Annotated in this window: 20 protein-coding genes; 3 read left to right on the top strand and 17 right to left on the bottom strand. The window is 59.3% G+C overall.

Annotation, left to right across the window (positions count from 1 at the left end; translation table 11 throughout):
- Nucleotides 1–13: 13 nt before the first annotated feature.
- The 3 genes from AXE86_RS08865 to AXE86_RS08855 all read right to left on the bottom strand — a co-directional run bounded on the left by AXE86_RS08865 (nt 14) and on the right by AXE86_RS08855 (nt 3,289).
- On the bottom strand, nt 14–1,369 hold the full coding sequence (locus AXE86_RS08865; protein ID WP_061946332.1) for a GumC family protein: 1,356 nt from the start codon (nt 1,367–1,369) through the stop codon (nt 14–16).
- A gap of 12 nt (nt 1,370–1,381) precedes the next feature.
- The gene (locus tag AXE86_RS08860; protein ID WP_061946330.1) at nt 1,382–2,149 is read right to left on the bottom strand and encodes a polysaccharide biosynthesis/export family protein; all 768 of its coding nucleotides are present in this window, start codon (nt 2,147–2,149) and stop codon (nt 1,382–1,384) included.
- A 198-nt stretch (nt 2,150–2,347) separates the two neighbouring features.
- A complete protein-coding gene (locus AXE86_RS08855; RefSeq protein WP_061946328.1) occupies nt 2,348–3,289 on the bottom strand; it encodes an AEC family transporter in 942 nt (313 codons plus the stop codon).
- Between the two features lie 143 nt (nt 3,290–3,432).
- On the opposite strand from AXE86_RS08855, the gene AXE86_RS08850 reads away from it, so the two are divergent.
- Nucleotides 3,433–3,753, top strand: coding sequence for a type II toxin-antitoxin system Phd/YefM family antitoxin (locus tag AXE86_RS08850; RefSeq protein WP_061946326.1), 321 nt, complete (start codon nt 3,433–3,435; stop codon nt 3,751–3,753).
- Nucleotides 3,750–4,076: a type II toxin-antitoxin system RelE family toxin gene (locus AXE86_RS08845; protein ID WP_061946324.1), complete on the top strand. Its 327-nt coding sequence runs from the start codon at nt 3,750–3,752 to the stop codon at nt 4,074–4,076. The genes AXE86_RS08850 and AXE86_RS08845 overlap by 4 nt, the downstream gene beginning before the upstream one ends.
- Before the next feature lie 4 nt (nt 4,077–4,080).
- On the opposite strand, the gene AXE86_RS08840 is transcribed toward AXE86_RS08845, so the two are convergent.
- From AXE86_RS08840 to AXE86_RS08805, 8 genes are all read right to left on the bottom strand, one after another.
- Nucleotides 4,081–4,869, bottom strand: a complete 789-nt coding sequence (locus AXE86_RS08840; protein WP_061946322.1) for a histidinol-phosphatase HisJ family protein — start codon at nt 4,867–4,869, stop codon at nt 4,081–4,083.
- A complete protein-coding gene (gene rsmA, locus AXE86_RS08835) occupies nt 4,866–5,744 on the bottom strand; it encodes a 16S rRNA (adenine(1518)-N(6)/adenine(1519)-N(6))-dimethyltransferase RsmA (RefSeq protein ID WP_061946320.1) in 879 nt (292 codons plus the stop codon). The genes AXE86_RS08840 and rsmA overlap by 4 nt, the downstream gene beginning before the upstream one ends.
- Nucleotides 5,741–6,280, bottom strand: coding sequence for a ribonuclease M5 (rnmV, locus tag AXE86_RS08830; protein ID WP_061946318.1), 540 nt, complete (start codon nt 6,278–6,280; stop codon nt 5,741–5,743). Before rnmV ends, rsmA begins: the two co-directional genes overlap by 4 nt.
- A 139-nt stretch (nt 6,281–6,419) precedes the next feature.
- Nucleotides 6,420–6,719 carry a DUF2442 domain-containing protein gene (locus tag AXE86_RS08825; RefSeq protein WP_050341365.1) on the bottom strand — a complete coding sequence of 100 codons (300 nt, stop codon included), beginning with the start codon at nt 6,717–6,719 and terminating at the stop codon, nt 6,420–6,422.
- A gap of 5 nt (nt 6,720–6,724) precedes the next feature.
- Complete coding sequence (locus AXE86_RS08820) at nt 6,725–6,991, bottom strand: DUF4160 domain-containing protein (protein WP_061946316.1); 267 nt, start codon at nt 6,989–6,991, stop codon at nt 6,725–6,727.
- Entirely contained in the window at nt 6,984–7,679 is a 696-nt protein-coding gene (locus AXE86_RS08815; RefSeq protein ID WP_061946314.1) for a dTMP kinase, read from the bottom strand. The genes AXE86_RS08820 and AXE86_RS08815 overlap by 8 nt, the downstream gene beginning before the upstream one ends.
- Nucleotides 7,680–7,681: 2 nt before the next feature.
- Nucleotides 7,682–9,139, bottom strand: a complete 1,458-nt coding sequence (locus AXE86_RS08810; RefSeq protein WP_061946312.1) for an aminotransferase class I/II-fold pyridoxal phosphate-dependent enzyme — start codon at nt 9,137–9,139, stop codon at nt 7,682–7,684.
- Nucleotides 9,136–10,392: a sensor histidine kinase gene (locus AXE86_RS08805; RefSeq protein WP_157064462.1), complete on the bottom strand. Its 1,257-nt coding sequence runs from the start codon at nt 10,390–10,392 to the stop codon at nt 9,136–9,138. Before AXE86_RS08805 ends, AXE86_RS08810 begins: the two co-directional genes overlap by 4 nt.
- A 151-nt stretch (nt 10,393–10,543) precedes the next feature.
- Here AXE86_RS08805 and AXE86_RS08800 point away from each other — a divergent pair, with 151 nt between their 5' ends.
- Nucleotides 10,544–10,999 (top strand): nitrous oxide-stimulated promoter family protein, encoded by a 456-nt coding sequence (locus tag AXE86_RS08800; protein ID WP_009754038.1) that lies wholly within the window; start codon nt 10,544–10,546, stop codon nt 10,997–10,999.
- 66 nt (nt 11,000–11,065) lie between these two features.
- Here the strand turns inward: AXE86_RS08800 and AXE86_RS08795 are convergent, their stop codons facing one another.
- From AXE86_RS08795 to rapZ, 6 genes are all read right to left on the bottom strand, one after another.
- The gene (locus AXE86_RS08795; protein ID WP_039981396.1) at nt 11,066–11,626 is read right to left on the bottom strand and encodes a methyl-accepting chemotaxis protein; all 561 of its coding nucleotides are present in this window, start codon (nt 11,624–11,626) and stop codon (nt 11,066–11,068) included.
- Between the two features lie 106 nt (nt 11,627–11,732).
- Nucleotides 11,733–12,992 carry a hypothetical protein gene (locus AXE86_RS08790; protein WP_061946308.1) on the bottom strand — a complete coding sequence of 420 codons (1,260 nt, stop codon included), beginning with the start codon at nt 12,990–12,992 and terminating at the stop codon, nt 11,733–11,735.
- Between the two features lie 22 nt (nt 12,993–13,014).
- Nucleotides 13,015–13,869 (bottom strand): polysaccharide deacetylase family protein, encoded by an 855-nt coding sequence (locus AXE86_RS08785; RefSeq protein WP_061946306.1) that lies wholly within the window; start codon nt 13,867–13,869, stop codon nt 13,015–13,017.
- Nucleotides 13,869–14,795 (bottom strand): DNA-binding protein WhiA, encoded by a 927-nt coding sequence (gene whiA / locus AXE86_RS08780; protein ID WP_061946304.1) that lies wholly within the window; start codon nt 14,793–14,795, stop codon nt 13,869–13,871. Before whiA ends, AXE86_RS08785 begins: the two co-directional genes overlap by 1 nt.
- 1 nt (nt 14,796) lies before the next feature.
- Entirely contained in the window at nt 14,797–16,092 is a 1,296-nt protein-coding gene (locus AXE86_RS08775; protein WP_009754033.1) for a gluconeogenesis factor YvcK family protein, read from the bottom strand.
- A 7-nt stretch (nt 16,093–16,099) separates the two neighbouring features.
- On the bottom strand, nt 16,100–17,011 hold the full coding sequence (rapZ, locus tag AXE86_RS08770; protein ID WP_009754032.1) for an RNase adapter RapZ: 912 nt from the start codon (nt 17,009–17,011) through the stop codon (nt 16,100–16,102).
- Nucleotides 17,012–17,016 lie beyond the last annotated feature (5 nt).

The raw sequence follows: 17,016 nt of genomic DNA, 5'->3' as shown, positions 1-17,016 counted from the left end.
CCTCCTAAAGTCGTTATGCTTCGCGTTTATAGGTCAGCATGCCGTACCCCATAGAAAGGAGCATGCCGAGAACAAAACCAATCGCTGTGATCAGCATCTTGCGCGGTGCAGCAGGTCTATCCTCATCCGGCAGATTCGCCGGGTCGATGATCTGGATATCCATGCTCTCCATCGCTGCCTGCAGTCGGTTTTGCTCATACTGCTTAACGAGGTTTGCATAGACTTCGTTCTTAATTTTCACATCGCGACTAAGGCGCATATACTCGGCAACATCGTCGGGGAACGTGCCGAGTTCCTCTTCTCTCTTGCTGCGCTGTGCCTTCAGTGCCTGCTCACTCGCCTGTGCCACCGCAAGATGAACCGATGCGAGGGCGCGCTCCTTGCTCAGTTCGGAGTGTGTCGGATTCAGCGTCGTCGCCCCGGAGTCGACACTCGAGATGACCTCGGCATTGAGGCTCGCACGCAGCTGATCCAGTTCCTTCTGCGCCTTCTGGACGCTCGGATGCAGCTCTGTGTAGTTCTGCTCGAGCCCGGCGAGCTCGACGCGCTTGCTGACAATCTGATCGCGTATTTTCTGTACAGTCGTGTTGTCAGAGATGCTATACGCCTTGCTGCCGCTTTTTTGCTCACCGAGTTTTTCGTTGGCTGCACTGAGCGATGCCTGTGCCGAGGCAGCCTCAACCTCTGCCTTGCCAATCTCCTTGTCATACGCGGCCATCTGCTCGATCGCTGCTTTTGCCTGATCGGTAGGGCTGTATACCTTATGCTCACGGCTGAACTGCGCGAGTTTATCCTCAGCTTCTTCCGCCTCCTGCTTCGTTCCGTTGATGCGTTCATCGAGGAACTTCATAAGGAGAGACTGCGTCTGTTGGTTCATATCCGTCTGCATGAGGAGGAAGTTGTCGACGACATTCTGCGAGATCTGCTGTGCTTCCTCAGGGCTTTTTCCGCGCGCCGTCACCTCGATAAGGTTTGTCCCTTTGGTATTCTTGATATCGAGATGGCTCTTAGCGAAGGACTTTGCGTCGGGCTTTTTCTCTGTATCAAAATCAATGGAGTCAATGATCGGGTCGAGCACGGTGCGCGACTTCATCAGCTCGATGTAGTTTGTCGTGGGCGAGGCAACGCTCCCCCCGCCCAATCCACCGAGCCCAAGTGCTGCCATCGCACCTGCCGCACCCGAGATATCCATCTTTGCCGCCGTGCGTGTCTGAACAAGTGTCGTCGACTCATACTGCTTCGGCAAGAGAAAGGAAATCACGATGGCAACCAGCGTACAGACGCCCACGATGCAGAAGATCACAGGCTTGTGGTCGCACATGATCTGAAACAGTCTTGAGAGATCAATCGAGTCTTCGTTGCGATCCATGCTGTCCTCTTTCTAGTCCGCCAATGCTTTATACATCGTAAATACGTTCAGATACGGCAGGACATCCTCTTGGAACTTGATGCCGTTCGAGGTCGGAACGTAGACGATATCGCCGTCCTGCAGTGCTAGGTTCTGCGTCAGATCATGCTTCTTGATGTAGTTCTTCAGGTTCACCTGTTTATAGTACATTGTATCGCCGACGACGCGGATCACCTGTACCTGTGTGCTGCGTCCACGATTCGTAAAGCCGCCTGCCGAGGTGATCGCCGCATACGCGTTCAGTGTGTCGGCAGACATCTCCTTGATGCCTGGCTCTCGCACCTCTCCCATGACATAAATGTTCCGTTTTCCGTATGTCTTGACGCCGACGGAGAGCTCCGGAAAGCGCAGGTAGCGGTGCATTCGCTCGGAAATCAAGTCCCGAGCCTCATCAAGTGTGAGTCCTGCCAACCGCAGCGAACCCGCATAGGGGAGCTGGGCGTAGCCATCGGGGCCGATCATGACAGAATCAAGAGCCGCACTGCTTAGTGCCCCAGTTCCTATAGCAGAATTAAATCCAACGATCTGAACACTGATCTCGTCATATTTGCTCAGTCGGTATGTCTCGCCATGGCGATCTCCGGTCGTTGTCGCCATCCGGAAGTCTCCTCCTTCGACGACATGATACGGCGCATCCGTGCTTGGTGCAGGCTCGTTTGCCTGTGCTGCCTGCGGCATCCATATAAGCCATGCGGCAAGTGCCACTGCGCAGACTCCTGCCCGTTTCTTTTCCCACGTCATGGTACAATTCTCCTTTATTTTGATGCAAAAGGCTTTAGGGAAGCACTGATAAATTCGGTACAACCATCTTGACGCATCTTTTTTGCCCGCACTTCGGCGGAAAATCCTCCACAGAGCACCACTCTGCGTCCGGTTTTCCACCTCGTTCGGACGAAAAATCTACGCCAATCTGGCAGACCTCATTTTATCAGTGATTCCTTAGAACAGCTCCAATGTCTTGAACAAAAATACCCAGCCGAAGATGGTAAAGCAGGAAAGTGCGCTGCTGTAGACAACGCTGTTGCCCGCGAGCTCGGCGTCCGCCTGCATCTGCTGTGCCATGGCAAAGCCCGCAACGGCACAGGGCGTGGCAAAGATCGCGATGAGCGTGACAAGCTCGACGCCGCGAAAGCCGAGTGCAACGGCACAGGCAAGTACGACGGCAGGTACGAGGACAAGTCGCGCAGCGACCGAAAAGATGAGCTGGGGCAGATGCGTGTGATAGCTGCCGCCGTGGAATGACGCCCCGAGGATGATGAGTGCGACAGGCGTGGTCGCCGCCGCGATCTGTGCGACGGGCTTCAGGACGGGCGCAGGAATCGGCAGTTCTGCGGCGCGGCACAATGCCCCTAGTATCGCGCCGAGAATCATCGGGTTCATGACAACGCCGCGCAGGATATGCGGCAGGTTGAATTTCCTGCCGCGAAATGTCTCAAGAATAAAGACACTGAGAATGTTGTAGAGGGGGACAATGACGGCGATCATCATGGTCGGGATGGCAATCGCCTCGTCCCCAAAGATGTTGCCGACAAGCGGGACGCCCATGAGGACGTAGTTGCCGCGAAAGCTCGCCTGGATCATCGGGCCGCGCCGTGCATTGTCCTTCTCGATCATGCAGACGATCGCACCGAAGACGAGCGCTGTCAGGATGACGCCGCCCGCACCGAAGACCATGAGCATCGGCTGAAACGCCTTCTGCGGGTCAGAGACGTAGATGTTGTAGAACATCATGAAGAAGAAGAATACACGGAACACCATACGGTTCACGTGCTTCAGTTCTTCCTCGGTAAGGAGACGCGAGTGCTTGACGAAAAGCCCGACGGCCATCAGACAGAAGAGTGGAACGACACCGCCAAGCGCGACAAAAAAATTGCTAAGCACAAAAAAGCCTCCTCCCCCACTCGACTGTATTATAACAGGAAAGAGGTGGAGAGACAACATACAAAAGCACTTGTGCAGGTCGACAAATTCGTTGTATTCTTCTTGTATATATAGTAAGATAAAAAGGAAAGGTGGGATGAACTATGGCACACGCAATGCCACTAAACAACACAGTGTCAATTACAGCGTTTAACCGTGGAAAGGCAGGACAGATTTTCTCGAATGTGAAGAAAAACGGCATGACCGTTGTGATGAAGAACAACGAACCGGAGTGCATTCTGCTCTCGCCCGCACAATACGAGGCAATATTGGAGACACGATACGATGCAGAGTTACTTTCAATTGCCGAAGCACGTTTACAGAACCATAACGAAAAAGATACCGTTTCCTTCGAGGATGTCTGCCAAAGTGTCGGGATTTCTGCCGCCGACCTTGAACAAATGGCCGAGGTTGAAGTCGAATGAATTGGGACGTTCGTTTTCTCAAGGAGGCGACAGAGGACTTCAGCCGCCTCGACGGCAGTCAGCAAAAAATCGTTTCAAAAGCACTCCTGCGTGTTTCGCAAAATCCACTTCCGGCGAATGAAGGCGGCTACGGAAAGCCCTTGGGAAATCATACGACTAGCAATTTATCAGGACTGCTCAAGATTAAGCTAAGGGCGCATGGACTGCGTGTTGTTTATCAGCTCATACGCATGAACCATCAAATGTTGGTCATTGTCATTGGGATTCGCGCCGATGGACAAGTCTACAGCGAGGCACAAAAACGCGTGGACAAACTAAAATAGTGTTCTATCCTTCACAAATACGCATCTGCCGCTCTCGAAACGTCACAATCTGCAAAGCAAAGGCACAGGCGAGCTCGCGTGCGCGGTCGTAGTTTCGTCCGACACCCTCGGGGACGTGCGCATCCGAGCCAATGGTGACATAGCGTCCGCCGAGCTCGCGGTAGCGGCGGCAGACGGGCGCGAGTTCCTTGATGCCGCGCGGCGCGGAGAAGCGGCGCGTGTTGATCTCGATGACGGTGTCCGTCTCGATGAGCGCACGCAGGACGGCGTCGATGTCGTCGGTGAAGTCGCCATAGCTGATCTCGGGATGAGCGAACGTGGCATTCCTCGCGATGTAGTCGATGTGCGCGAGGGCGTCGATGAAGGGATGCGCGTAGATCTCGTCGCGCATGACGGTAAAGTACTCATGGTACATCTCCGCCTTTTCGCGCCCCGCAAAGGTCTCAGGATAGTAGAGATCCTTGCACTCCAAAAAGTGAATCGAGCCGAGGACAAAGTCAAACGGAACACGCTGCACGAACGCGGCGTTTTTTTTGCGTGCGCTCGCCATCATTCCCATCTCGACACCGAACGAAAGATTCCCCGCTGCGCGCAGGGGCTCGTACGCCGTCCAATACGCCTCGGGATCAAAGATGAACTGCTCCTTTCCCGCCGACGGGTAGTCATAGTCGAGGTGCTCGGTGAAGACAAGTCCGATTCCCTGCTCCTCTGCACGGACAAGTGCCTCCTCTGCCCGCATCTCAGAGTCAGCAGAAAACGATGTATGAATATGGCTGTCAAAGAACACGGTCATTCCTCCTCCGAAAGAATCCCGCCCACCGCATCAGAGAGCCGCGCAAAGTCCGCGAGGGAGAGCTGCTCGCCGCGCAGCGATTCGGCAATCCCTGCCGCCGCAAGTCCTGCACGGCACAGTTCCTTCGTCAGTCCCGCCCCCGTGAGTGCATTAAGGAGTGTTTTGCGCCGCTGTCCGAAGGCAGCGCGAACGAGACGGAAGAACAGCTTTTCATCCGTTGGACAGACAGAAGGTGTCTCCCACACACGACAGACAATGACGGCACTCGTGACCTCGGGTGCGGGCATAAAGGCGCGCGGCGGCACGTCCATCACGATGCGCGCATCCGTATAGTACTGCACAGCGATGGAGAGCGCCCCGTAGTCCTTCGAGCCGGGGCGCGCCGTCATACGGACGGCGACCTCCTTCTGCACCATGGTTACCATACGCGCGATGGGCAGATGCTGTTCAAGGAGTGCCATGAGGATCGGCGTCGTGATGTAGTAGGGAAGGTTCGCAACGACTTTGAACTGCTCTCCCGCACCGAGGTTCAGGATGCGGAGGATGTCCAGTTTCAGGATGTCCCCCGGCACAATGGTCACATTGTCATAGCCTTTCAGCGTCTCGGCAAGTACGGCAGGGAGCTTCTTGTCCAGCTCGACAGCAACAACGCGGGCACCGCTTTCAGCGAGTCCCTGCGTCAGCGTACCGATGCCGGGGCCGATCTCGAGGACAGTATCTGCAGGGCTGAGGTCAGCCGCATCCACGATGGCGCGCACCACGCCCGCATCCACGAGAAAGTTCTGCCCAAGCCGCTTGCTCGCGCGCAGGTGAAAGGCATTCAGGATGTGGTGCGTGACCTTTGGGTCGGCGATCACGGGGATACCTGCATTCATTCCATATCCTCCAGTGCGGCAGTAAACTCCGCGCGTGTAGTGCCGTAAGTGTTGAGACGGCGCAGAAAGGTCTTGGCATTCGCAAAGCCGAGGCCCAAGCGGCGTCCGACCTGTGCGCGCCGTTCGGCGGCGTCATCCGTTCCCGTCAGTCCCGCGTGCATCATGTCGCTCATGGAAAAAGTCTCCTCCGGTTCTTCCACCGGCGTGCGCACCTTTTCGAGTGCCGCACGGACAGCCGCGGGGGATGCCTGCTCCACGCCGATGTCGCCGTCTCCCGCATTCGTCGCGTCCTCCACGGGGATAAAGGCGTGGCGGGCGCGCGGGAATATCTCGGTCAGGCGCGCACGGATGCGCTCACCGACTGTATCGGGATCGGTGAGGATGATGATACCGCGCTTTTCATAGGCGGCACGGATATTTTTGATCGCCGCATTGCGCAGGCGAAATCCGTCGGTGATGATGCAGTCCGCATCGACGGCACGCCGCACCGCCGCAACGTCCATCTTCCCTTCGACAATGATGACTTCTTTGATCACAATCGGCTCTTACACTCCTCATCCTGACACGTCACTGTATTCGCCACTTCCACCGCTCACGCGGTCCCCCTCCCCCGTAAACGGGGGAGGCTTTTTCGTTTACAGGATACTGACTTTCCTATCGTAATACGGAGAGGCTTCATACAGCTTCTTCCAGCGGGTCATTCACCACGGGTGATGCGTAGACCGTAAACGGATCAATATCGATACATTTCGTTTCATCGCGATTGCCGGCGATATCCCATGCAACTGTACCGTTCATCACCGTCAGACGATCCACGAATACCTTACGGTCACGAAGCTGTGCGAGGATGCCCGAGCGCATGACGAGCTCCGACGCATCGTAACGGCGCACCGTGCCATCGTTGAAATACGCATAGACGGTGTAGTTATCCCCTGGGACAACCTGCAGTACTTCGGGGAAAAACCGAGAATCCATCTTCCTCACCTCCTTATCATCGGCGGAATCGGATTAGGCTCTCTGCCAGCCTTGACCAATTCCCAGTCCTGCATGAGTTCATCCTGATAGAGAACACACCATGCCAAGACGAGTTTTAGCTGTCGGTTGGGAAGGTAGCCATTCAAAATACTGGCATTCTGAATATCTATCGTGGCTTTATTCCCTGCATATTCTGCATGGATATGCGGGGGATTATGGTTGTTGTGGTAAATCGTAATACGGATACCAAAGAATAGGCTAATTTCAGGCATGAGATTCTCTCCCCGTCGTCAAAAACTTCCCCACCTCCGCATACAGCCGTTCATGAATCTCCTCGATGGGGAGCGGTACGCCGTCCGCGCTCGATGGGATGCGCACCCAGCCGCAGCGTGCGGTGAGCAGGACATAGGCATCGTGAGTGCGGCGCAGGTAGTCCGCGTCGCGCTCGTGAATGTCGGGCGTCTCTCCCTTCGCCTGTGCGCGCGCGGTGAGCAGGCGCTCTGCCGCGCACGGCTCCATATCGAGGAAGAATACGGCGTCGGGGACGGGCAGTCCGAGCTTGTTGAACTCGAAGTCATAAAGCCAGTCGAGAAAGGCATCGCGCTCCGCCGCATCCCCGATCTTCACGGCCTGATGCACCATGTTCGATGTGGTATAGCGGTCGGCGAGGATGATCATCCCCGCCGCATAGTCCTCTCTCCACTTCATCCGATAGGAGGCGTAGCGGTCAACGGCAAAGAAGGTCGAGGCAGCATACGGATTCACCTCGTCCGCCTGCGTGCCGAAGTCACCGCGCAGGTACATCCGCACGGGCATCGACGCATCCGCCGCGTAGTCGGGAAAGGTAACGGCGCGTACGCGATGACCCTCGCGTATGAGCCGCTGCGTGAGAAGGCGCGTCTGCGTTTCCTTGCCCGAGCCGTCGCCCGCTTCGATGATAAAGAGCTTTCCGCGTGCCATACTTATCCTTTCGCAATTACCGTCACCGTATCGAGAGTCGCGTCTGCCGCCCCCACGACACGCGCACCGATCGCGCGCATCATCTGCAGATAGCGGAGCGTCTCTGCGTCGATCACGTCACCGGGCGCGAGGACGGGAATGCCCGGCGGATAGAACACAATCGTCTCTGCCGCTGTACGCCCCACGGCATGCGTCACAGATACGTGCTCCGTGCGCGCAAAATACGCCTCACGCGGCGTGAGTGCTGTCTCCGGCAGCGGGGGCAGCGCGCAGAGCGCCGCCTCCCCCGCTCCGCGCGAGGTGCAGAGCGGCGCACAGGTCTCCGCCATCGTGTGCAGCGCCGCATAGAGCCGCTCCGTCTCCTGTGCGCCATCCGCATAGGAGAGAAGAAAGAGCACGTTGCGCGCATCCGCCAGCTCACAGGCGATCCCTTGCCGCCGCAGCTCCTCCTCTGCCGCAAAGCCCGTCATGCCGAGCCCCATCACCTGCACGGTGAGCTTGGTGCGATCGAGCGCCTCCATCCCGGGCGCCCCCATGTGCTCTGCACCGAAGGCCCACAGTCCCGGAATGTCATTGATGCGCTGCCGCAAATCATCGGCACGGCGAATGAGTGCCCCGAGGTGCTCTGCTCCCTCCTGCTCCATCTGCTCCCGCGCCAGATCGAGGGCCGCGAGAAAGATTTCATTTGGACTGGTCGTCTGGAGTACGCCCGATGCTGCGCGAATCCGCGCGGGCGGCACGCGTCCGCCGCGTGCGAGGAGCATCGAGGTCTGCGTCAGCGAGCCGAGCATCTTGTGCGTGCTCTCCGCCGAGAGATCTGCGCCCGCCGCCATGGCAGACGGCGGCAGCTCCTCCGCAAAGGCAAAATGCGCCCCGTGCGCACTGTCTGTGAGGAGGAGCATCCCGTGCGCGTGAAGGTGCGCGGCAATCGCCGACAGCTCCGAGGTCACTCCGTAGTAGGTCGGATGGATGAGGAGCGCGGCACGCGCCTCGGGATGCTCCCGCACCGCGCGTTCCACCGTCGTATACGATACGCCCATCGCGATCCCGAGCCGTGTGTCAATCTCGGGGGCAAGCCAGACGGGGCGCACGCCCGTGAGGATCATCGCGCCGACGATGGAGCGATGTGCGTTGCGCGGTACGAGGATGGTATCGCCGGGCGCGGCCGCCGCCATCAGCATCGTGTGGACAGCGCCCGTCGTCCCGTTCACCATAAAGTATGCCTCGTTCGCACCGTATGCGCGCGCCGCCAGCTCCTCCGCCGCACGGATGCAGCCCGTCGGCGTATGGAAGTCATCGAGCTCTGCCGAGAGCGAGACATCCGCGCGCAGTCCCTCGTCCGTCAGCAGTCGACGCAGCAGCGGATGTACTCCGCGCCCGCCCTTGTGCCCCGGCGTGTGATAGGGGGCAACGCCCAGCCCCGCATAGCGGAGCAAAGCCTCGGCAATCGGTGCGCTCACGCGTCCTCCACCATGCGGTTGCGCACGCGCAGATGCACCTTCGTCCCCTTGCCCGGCTCGGAGAGGATCTGGATCTCGGCGCCGATGAGCTTTGCTCTCTCCTCCATGCCGATCATGCCGAAGTGCCGCCCGCGCCGCCTGCGCTGCGCCTCCATGTCGAGCGAATCGCTCTCCGCCTCATCCTCGGGCTCGTCGATCTGATCGGGAGCAAACCCGACGCCCTCATCCGCGATCAGGAGTGTGAGCGCCTGCGGCGTGTAGTGCATGCGCACGCGCACCTTATCCGTCCGCGCATGCTGAACGACGTTGTTGAGTGCCTCCTGTACGATGCGGAACACGGCGATCTCCACATGTTTTGGCAGGGCATAGTAGTCGCCCTCTAGGCTGAATGTCCCGTGCAGTTTTCCGCGCTCGCCAAAGAGGGCGATCAGCTGCTCCACCGCCTGCGGGAGGCCGAGATCGTCGAGTGCCATCGGCCGCATATCGAAGATGATCTGGCGGACGCTCGTCAGGCATTTGCGAATCTCGCCGCGCAGCTCTTCGAGCGTTTTCTTCGCCTCCGCCATGTCCTGATCCATCAGCCGCTCGACAATGGTCGTCGTGAACAGGCTGTTCGCGAGATCCTGCGCGGGGCCGTCGTGGATCTCGCGCGAGATGCGGTAACGCTCCTCCTCGGTCGCCTTGATGATGCGCGCACCGACAAACTTATCCTTCTGTACCGCCTCGATCTGCCAGATCACCCCGCTCACCTGTGTGCTGAGATAGCTGAGTACCGAGCCGATAGAGAGCGCCATCTGCTCCGCACGGGCGACCACATTGCCAAGATAGCGCAGACGTATCTCAAGCTTGTCACGTTCCACACGCATGGACTGCTCTTTCTCGCGCTCAATCGCAAGGTTGATCTGGATGATGGAAACCGCCTCGTACGTCTTGCGGATCTCATCCTCCGTATATTCCGTGAACTTCTCGCTCACCTCGGCGAGACGCCGCTTGGCCTGCTGCTCCTCTGCGGTAAGTGCATCTACACGTTCAATGGTCGCAGCGACGTGTTCTTTCAGCTCCAGGAGACGGCGCCGTGCTCCCTCCACTTCCCTGCGCGTATTTTCATAGATGTCAAAGATCTGGGTCTTGTTGTCCTCGATCGTGTTGATCGTATTGGTCAGCAGTTTGCGCAGCTGTCCCTCTTCAACCCCCTCCACGGGCTGATCGTCTGCGGGTGCACTGCTCATCCGCCGTCTGTCTGTTGTGCGCATCATATCCTCCTATCTCTTTGCGCTTTATTGTACCCCATTTATCATGAAAAGTCACGCTCCCTTACTCCTTGCATTTTCTTCTAAAAATCGGTAAAATGTCAAAACGGAGAGAAAAATACAAGAACACGAAACGAAAGCATAGGTGAACCCGATGAGTATTTTTTCACGTTTCCTGCCGAAGCGCAAGCCGCCCGAGCTGAAGAATAACATCCCGAAGGAGAAGGAGAACATCCGCAAGACCTTCGCCGTCTACTGTGCGAAGCATCACAAGCCGAAGAACGGCAAGCTCTGCCCCGCCTGCACGGCGCTGCTTGCGACGGTGTTTACGAAAATGGATCGCTGCCCCTACGGCATCACAAAGCCGATCTGCGACCGCTGCGACCGTCCGTGTTTCGGTGCGAAGGCGACGCAGGACTTCCTTACGATCATGAAGTCCGCACAGCGCGGGATGTTCCTGCGCCACCCCGTCATGGCGATCAAGCACAAGCTCGCGAGCATGGGCGTGGACTACGCAAAGTATCAGCAGGAGAAGAAGACGACGGATAAGGCAAAGGCGAAGGAGAAGGCGGCAAAGGCGCGCGCCAAGGACAAGGAAAAGAAGAAGTAAAGCGATACGCAAAAAGGACGGCAGATGAAGTCACCGCTTCGTCTGCCGTCCTTTTGTATGCACTGCTTATGCGAGGCTCTTGACGTAGTCCCTGAGCTGCTCGGTGGCACGCGTCACCTGCGAGAGGTTTGCCGTAATCTCCTGCGTGGAGGCTGCCTGCTGCTCACTGATGGAGCCCGTCGTCTCGATGGAATGCGAGATGTCCTCGACCGCACGGTTCATCTCTGTCAGCGTCACCTGGATGCGCTCCGTCGCCTCACGCGACTGCTCGGCGAGCTTGCGCACCTCCTCGGCAACGACGGCAAAGCCGCGCCCCTGCTCACCCGCACGCGCCGCCTCGATGGCTGCGTTCAGACCGAGCAGATTCGTCTGTCCCGCGATGTTCGTGATGAAGTCGATGACCTTGATCGTGTCGGCGTTGCGCTCCTGGAGGAATTTCGCCTGCTGGACGGACTCCTGCCCTGCCTTTGCGAGCTCCGTCGCGCTCTTGGCGACCTGCTCGATCGCCTGAAAGACGGTCTGGGTCGATGTCGCGATCTGCTCGATCGACGTCATCAGGCGCTCGTGATCGATCTTCGCTCCAACCGTCTCCGCTGCACCCTTGGTCTCTTTCACTGCTTCTGCCATATCTCTTCCTCCCTGATCCACCCCGAGGATCATGCTCTCTTTCATTGTCACTTATTTATTCCACAGAGATAAAAAAATACCTTCTCATGATAAAGATTTTTTTTCGTTATTCGGGCAGGAGAATGATATTCACGGGCAGATTCGATGCCCCCGGCGGCGAGTAGGCAAAGGTGACGGGATGAACGGCGCTGTACGTCCCAAGATCGGCCAGCTCCGTATACTGCGTGAGGACGAGCAGTCCTTCCGTGCGTGCCTTTGCGATCTGCGGCGGTTCGGGCAGCGTCTGGTCGCCGAAGTACGCCCGTGACGCAGGCGTCTCGATGAGGCGGCTTTGTCCGTCGCTGACAGCCGTCACCGCGCCCGCATAGACGCCGCCGAGCGGGCTGAGGAAGCAGCGCACCTGCCCGCGCCCCATAATGGGCAGTACAATGTGGTAGAGGATACCGTAGTTGCCGTAGTTGACAACGGGCGTTCCATCCGTTGCATCCACGCCGCTGCGATAGAGATCGTGAACGTTGTCGCCGATGGGGAAATACGCCGCGCCGTCCCGCATAGGAGCGTAGGCGCGCGGCAGTGTGACGATGCGGTCCATACGCTGGAACGTGCCGCGCAGAGCGACCTCATCGCGCGGCAGGACACGCGCCGTGCGCAGGAAGGAAAACGGATCGACATCCGCCCCGTACATGACAACGGAGACACGCACGGGGGCATTGGCGTGAAAGTCGTAGACACCGTAGACCAGCTCGCCGGGCGCAAGCACGGTCGTATTCATCACAGGGGAGAGAAGGCGCGGCCGCTCCTTTGCCACGTAGATGCGCTCCTCGTACTGCGCGGGATCAAAGTAGGCGATCTGTGTTGCCTTGCCGACGCGCAGGTAGTCTGTGCTCGGCGTGCTCGCGCCCCCGCGCGTAACGGAGACGATGGCGAGGTCGGCATCCGTCTCGAGAATGACAGCGACCTTCTTCGGCTGTGCCGTGTCGTTCAGATGATAGTAGAGAACGCGTGCATCGCCCTCCACCGTGTCGCGATAGAGGATGCCGCTCTCCTTGACATACTCCGGGCTGTCTGAAAAGAGCAGTGTCCCGCCGATATCCTCCGCCCTCACATCCCAGCGTCGCATCATGCGCGAGCTGCCGGAGGCAAATACACGGTTCTGCGGCGGCGTCGTTTCTCCGATGATGCCCGCGACGCGTTCACGGATATTCGTCTTTCCTGCCGTGCGCTCATGGATATTTTGTTCCGCCGCACCGCGCTCGCGTACCACAGTGGCCCCCTCGCTGTGCTGCGGGTCAGCTCCCGCATGCCCCGCGCAAAGAAGGACAGCAGCCATTGCTGCCGCCCATAGTCCCTTGATTCCCTTGTTCATTCCCCTATAGTCCCTTTCCTTATCAATGTCCACGCACCGCGCTGCACAGCTTCTCGATCGGTGCACGCAGTCCCTCGGGCAGCTCTGCCACCCGCACGGCGGCACGCGCCGCGAGGTCTGCCTTCAGCAGCCGCAGGCGGAACTCTGTCAGCCCGAGATGCGGCGCGGGGATGTTGACGCGATGCAGGCGATACGGATTCGTCTCGAACGTATTGAGTCCCGCCTCGCCCGTCACCGCCGTCAGGTAGTTCTCCTCCGCGAGCATGGCCACGACGGTATCGTCATACGCTCCGTTCGGATAGGAAAAGCTGTAGATCGTCTTCATCCCGCGCCACTCGAGGAGCAGCTTGGAGAGCCGCAGCTCGTCGCGCTGCTCTGTCGGCGTGAGCGTTGTGAGCGGGATGTGATTTGCCGTATGGCTGCCGATCTCCATGCCGCTCCGCTCCAGATCAAACAGGTTGTCCCACGTCATGTAGCCGGGCTGACCGATGTCGTTCGTCACGACGTAGAACACCGCCTTCATCCCGCGCTCCTGCAGCATCGGGAACACGACGCGCCAGTTGTCCTCATAGCCATCATCAAAGGAGAGGATCACGGGCTTTGCAGGCAGTTCCTGCTTGCCCTTGCGCGCGCGTGCATAGTCCTGCGGGGTGATGGTCGTATAGCCCTCCTGCGCGAGGTAGTCCAGCTGTGCGGCGAACTCCTCGGGCGGAACGGCGTAGCGCACCTCATCCGGTTTTGCGTCATCCTTCACCATGTGATATTCCAGTATGGGAAAGCCCGACGGCTGTGCCGTCAGCAGCCATGCAGCAGCCGCCAAAATAATGAGCAGCGGCAGCGGCAGTCCATGGGTGAGCCGCCGCGCAATACCTCGCATCAATTCTGTTCCTCCTCCGCCGCCTTGCGGATCTTCCGCAGACGATGACTCATGCCTGATTTACTGATGTGGCAGAGTGCCGCCAGCTCTGCCATGCTGATCTCGGGATGGGCGCGCCGCATCTCTGCCGTCTCGCGCAGGTCGGCAGGCAGCGCGGCGAGCCGTCCGCTGCGCGCCAGCCGCTCAATCGCCGCGAGCTGATCTGCTGCCGCATCCACCGCGCGCTGGAGGTTCGCCGTCTCGACGTTGACGAGGCGGTTCACCTGTGCGCGCACTTCTTTGAGGTTGCGCGCGACCTCGATCTCCTCTGCCGCCTCCTCCGCGCCGATGAGCGAGAGGAAATCCATGACGGCATCGCCCTCCTTGAGATAGACAACGTACATCTCGTGGCGGTCGGTCAGCCCGACAGGGAAGTGCAGGCGACGCAGGAGTGTATGGAGTGCGCGCGCCATCTCCTCGCTCCGCGCCGTGATCTCGAGGTGGCACGCTGCCTCGGGGCGGTTGACGCTGCCGCCGCCGAGAAATGCGCCGCGCAGATAGGCGGCACGACAGCATTTTTTACGAAGCAGGGCGAGATCGCTCGTGCTGCGCAGACTCCCTCCGGCAAAGCCGAGCTGCGCGAGCAGCGGCGTCACCGCTGCGCCGGCGGCAATATTGACGATGTAGGTGCGCCGCCGCAGCTGCGGCATGCGCTCCATCGCAACAGAGGTCTCAATCGCGCCGTCCATCGCGCGCAGCAGACGGATGACGCGGCGCGCCACAGCGGCACTCGCCGCCGTAAAGCGCAGCCCCGCCCCACGCGCACCGTCCGTCTGCACAGAGGCGCCCATGCGCAGGAGTGCCGCGAGCTCTGCCGTCTGGCAGCAGGCACGGTCGACATCCGTGCGCGAGAGCGCATTTTTCACATCCGCAGCAAAGGACGGCATCTCAGTTCACCCGAAAGTCGTAGACCATGCGCATGACGTTGCGGCTGAGCTTGTCGGGATCGTGGCGCACGGCATCCGTCTGACTGATGATGTCCGCCGCGACGAATCCGATGCCGAGGGCGTTGATCGCCTCCTCGTCCACGGCAACGGGGTAGATGTCCTGTGCGGCGTACTGTTTGCGCAGCTCGGCAGAGATCGGCGCGTTGTTGACGAGCATGAAGTCGATTGTCCCGCGCCCTGCGTGCTTGAGGATCGCCTCTGCGTGCATGGACGCTGTATAGCCGTCAGTCTCACCGGGCTGGGTCATCACGTTGCAGATGTAGATCTTGAGGGCATTGCTTTTGCGCAGTTCCTCGGCGACACCGCTGACGAGGAGGTTCGGCATGATGCTCGTATAGAGACTGCCGGGGCCGAGGATGATCGCATCCGCCGTGCGGATCGCCTCGAGGGCGGAGGGTACGGGCGCGACATTCTGTGGGAACAGGCGCACACGGCGGATGCGTCCCGGCGCCTCGGGGATGCGTGACTCGCCTTCGACGACCGTTCCGTCCTCGAGGATCGCGTCGAGCCGCACGGACTCCTTCGATGCGGGCAGGACACGTCCCTTGACCGCGAGAACCTTCGAGGACTCGCGCAGCGCCGTCTCCATGTCACCCGTGACCTCCGCCATCGCCGCGAGGAAGAGATTGCCGAAGCTGTGTCCCGCGAGGTCGCTTGAGCCCTCAAAGCGGTGCTGAAAGAGTTTTTCCATCAGTGGCTCGGTATCGGCAAGCGCGACGAGACAGTTGCGCAGATCACCCGGCGGGATGATGCCGAGCTCCTCGCGCAGGCGCCCTGAGGAGCCGCCATCGTCCGCCACCGTCACGACAGCGGTCACGTTGCTCGTCAGTTCCTTGATACCGCGCAGGAGCACCGAGAGCCCATGTCCGCCGCCGATCACCGTGACGGTCGGGCCGCGGCTGAGCCGCGTTTTTTCATAGACCAGATCAACGAGGCGCGCCGACGTTCCCTCGGGCATCAGAGCCGTGATGACGGAGCGGATAACGTGGCGCGTCGCCACGAGCATGAGTACACTGCCGACAAGAGACGCAAGCACGCCTGCCACAACTGTGAAACCGTAGTCATAGCTGCCCTGCCACGTATAGACAAAGCGGAAGATTGCCTCCTCGATGGAGTCAATGTACTTGTAGTTAAAGATCAGTGCAGCCCCGAGTCCGACAAGGAGCGTTCCGAGCGCAAAGACAAAGAGCCAGCGCTTGAACCCCATGCCGGGATAGAGCCATTTCATCAAATGCATGGATTCGTCATCCCTCGCTCACGTGTTCCCGCACCTCATTCTTCATGAGGTCGCGATGTTCCAGATGCGCCGCATAGTGTTTCTTGATGCGGTCATAGAGATGCTTTGCGATAAAGACACTGCGGTGCATCCCGCCCGTACAGCCGACGGCGATCACGAGCTGGCTCTTCCCCTCCTTCACATACTGCGGCAGGAGAAAATCGACGAAGTTGTCGAGATGTTCCTCGAACTTCTGCGTCACATCCCATGACTCGATGTAGGACGCGACCTGCGGAACAGTGCCGCTCTTGCTGCGGAGGGAGTCGATGTAGAACGGGTTCGGCAAAAAGCGCACGTCAAAGACGAGATCGGCATCGAGCGGGATGCCGTACTTAAAGCCAAACGACAGGATGTTCACGCTCATCTGCGCATCCGCGCCCGGCGCATCGTAGTGGCGGCGGATGATGTCGCGCAGCTCCGCCTTGCGCAGCTTCGATGTGTCGACGATCTGCGTCGCACGTTCCCGTATGGGCGCGAGGCGGTTCCGCTCGCGCGTCACGCCCTCGGAGATGCGCGCATCCGGGGCGAGCGGATGTGGCCGCCGCGTCTCCTTGTAGCGACGGATGATCACATCGTCCGAGGCCTCGATAAAGAGCAGCTCGTAGGGCACACCGCCCGCATCCAGCTCACCGAGCACGCGCACGAAGTCGTCGAAGAACTCGCGGCTGCGCGTGTCCACCACGATGGCGGCACGGCTGATCTGCCCGTGCGTCTCACGACAGAGATTAATGAACTTTGGAATGAATACCGGCGGGAGGTTGTCCACGCAAAAGTAGCCGAGATCCTCCATATAGCGCGCGGCGAGCGACTTTCCGCCCCCCGACAGTCCCGTCACGATCACGGGACGGAATTTCTCTGCGGGATGTTTTATATCCATCATCGTCA

This window comes from Selenomonas sp. oral taxon 136, assembly GCF_001554015.1.
Taxonomy (GTDB): domain Bacteria; phylum Bacillota; class Negativicutes; order Selenomonadales; family Selenomonadaceae; genus Centipeda; species Centipeda felix.
This window is presented reverse-complemented; position numbering and strand designations above follow the sequence as displayed.

Bases quoted from the DNA above. Each gene is read 5' to 3' on its own strand.
- AXE86_RS08850 (WP_061946326.1), top strand. From the start codon at position 3,433: ATGGCACACGCAATGCCACTAAACAACACAGTGTCAATTACAGCGTTT.
- AXE86_RS08775 (WP_009754033.1), bottom strand. From the start codon at position 16,092: ATGCATTTGATGAAATGGCTCTATCCCGGCATGGGGTTCAAGCGCTGG.
- rsmA (WP_061946320.1), bottom strand. From the start codon at position 5,744: ATGAATGCAGGTATCCCCGTGATCGCCGACCCAAAGGTCACGCACCAC.
- AXE86_RS08845 (WP_061946324.1), top strand. From the start codon at position 3,750: ATGAATTGGGACGTTCGTTTTCTCAAGGAGGCGACAGAGGACTTCAGC.
- AXE86_RS08815 (WP_061946314.1), bottom strand. From the start codon at position 7,679: ATGGCACGCGGAAAGCTCTTTATCATCGAAGCGGGCGACGGCTCGGGC.
- AXE86_RS08825 (WP_050341365.1), bottom strand. From the start codon at position 6,719: ATGGATTCTCGGTTTTTCCCCGAAGTACTGCAGGTTGTCCCAGGGGAT.
- AXE86_RS08795 (WP_039981396.1), bottom strand. From the start codon at position 11,626: ATGGCAGAAGCAGTGAAAGAGACCAAGGGTGCAGCGGAGACGGTTGGA.
- whiA (WP_061946304.1), bottom strand. From the start codon at position 14,795: ATGCCGTCCTTTGCTGCGGATGTGAAAAATGCGCTCTCGCGCACGGAT.
- AXE86_RS08840 (WP_061946322.1), bottom strand. From the start codon at position 4,869: ATGACCGTGTTCTTTGACAGCCATATTCATACATCGTTTTCTGCTGAC.
- rapZ (WP_009754032.1), bottom strand. From the start codon at position 17,011: ATGATGGATATAAAACATCCCGCAGAGAAATTCCGTCCCGTGATCGTG.
- AXE86_RS08865 (WP_061946332.1), bottom strand. From the start codon at position 1,369: ATGGATCGCAACGAAGACTCGATTGATCTCTCAAGACTGTTTCAGATC.
- AXE86_RS08860 (WP_061946330.1), bottom strand. From the start codon at position 2,149: ATGACGTGGGAAAAGAAACGGGCAGGAGTCTGCGCAGTGGCACTTGCC.
- AXE86_RS08785 (WP_061946306.1), bottom strand. From the start codon at position 13,869: ATGCGAGGTATTGCGCGGCGGCTCACCCATGGACTGCCGCTGCCGCTG.
- AXE86_RS08805 (WP_157064462.1), bottom strand. From the start codon at position 10,392: ATGCGCACAACAGACAGACGGCGGATGAGCAGTGCACCCGCAGACGAT.
- AXE86_RS08800 (WP_009754038.1), top strand. From the start codon at position 10,544: ATGAGTATTTTTTCACGTTTCCTGCCGAAGCGCAAGCCGCCCGAGCTG.
- AXE86_RS08790 (WP_061946308.1), bottom strand. From the start codon at position 12,992: ATGAACAAGGGAATCAAGGGACTATGGGCGGCAGCAATGGCTGCTGTC.
- AXE86_RS08820 (WP_061946316.1), bottom strand. From the start codon at position 6,991: ATGCCTGAAATTAGCCTATTCTTTGGTATCCGTATTACGATTTACCAC.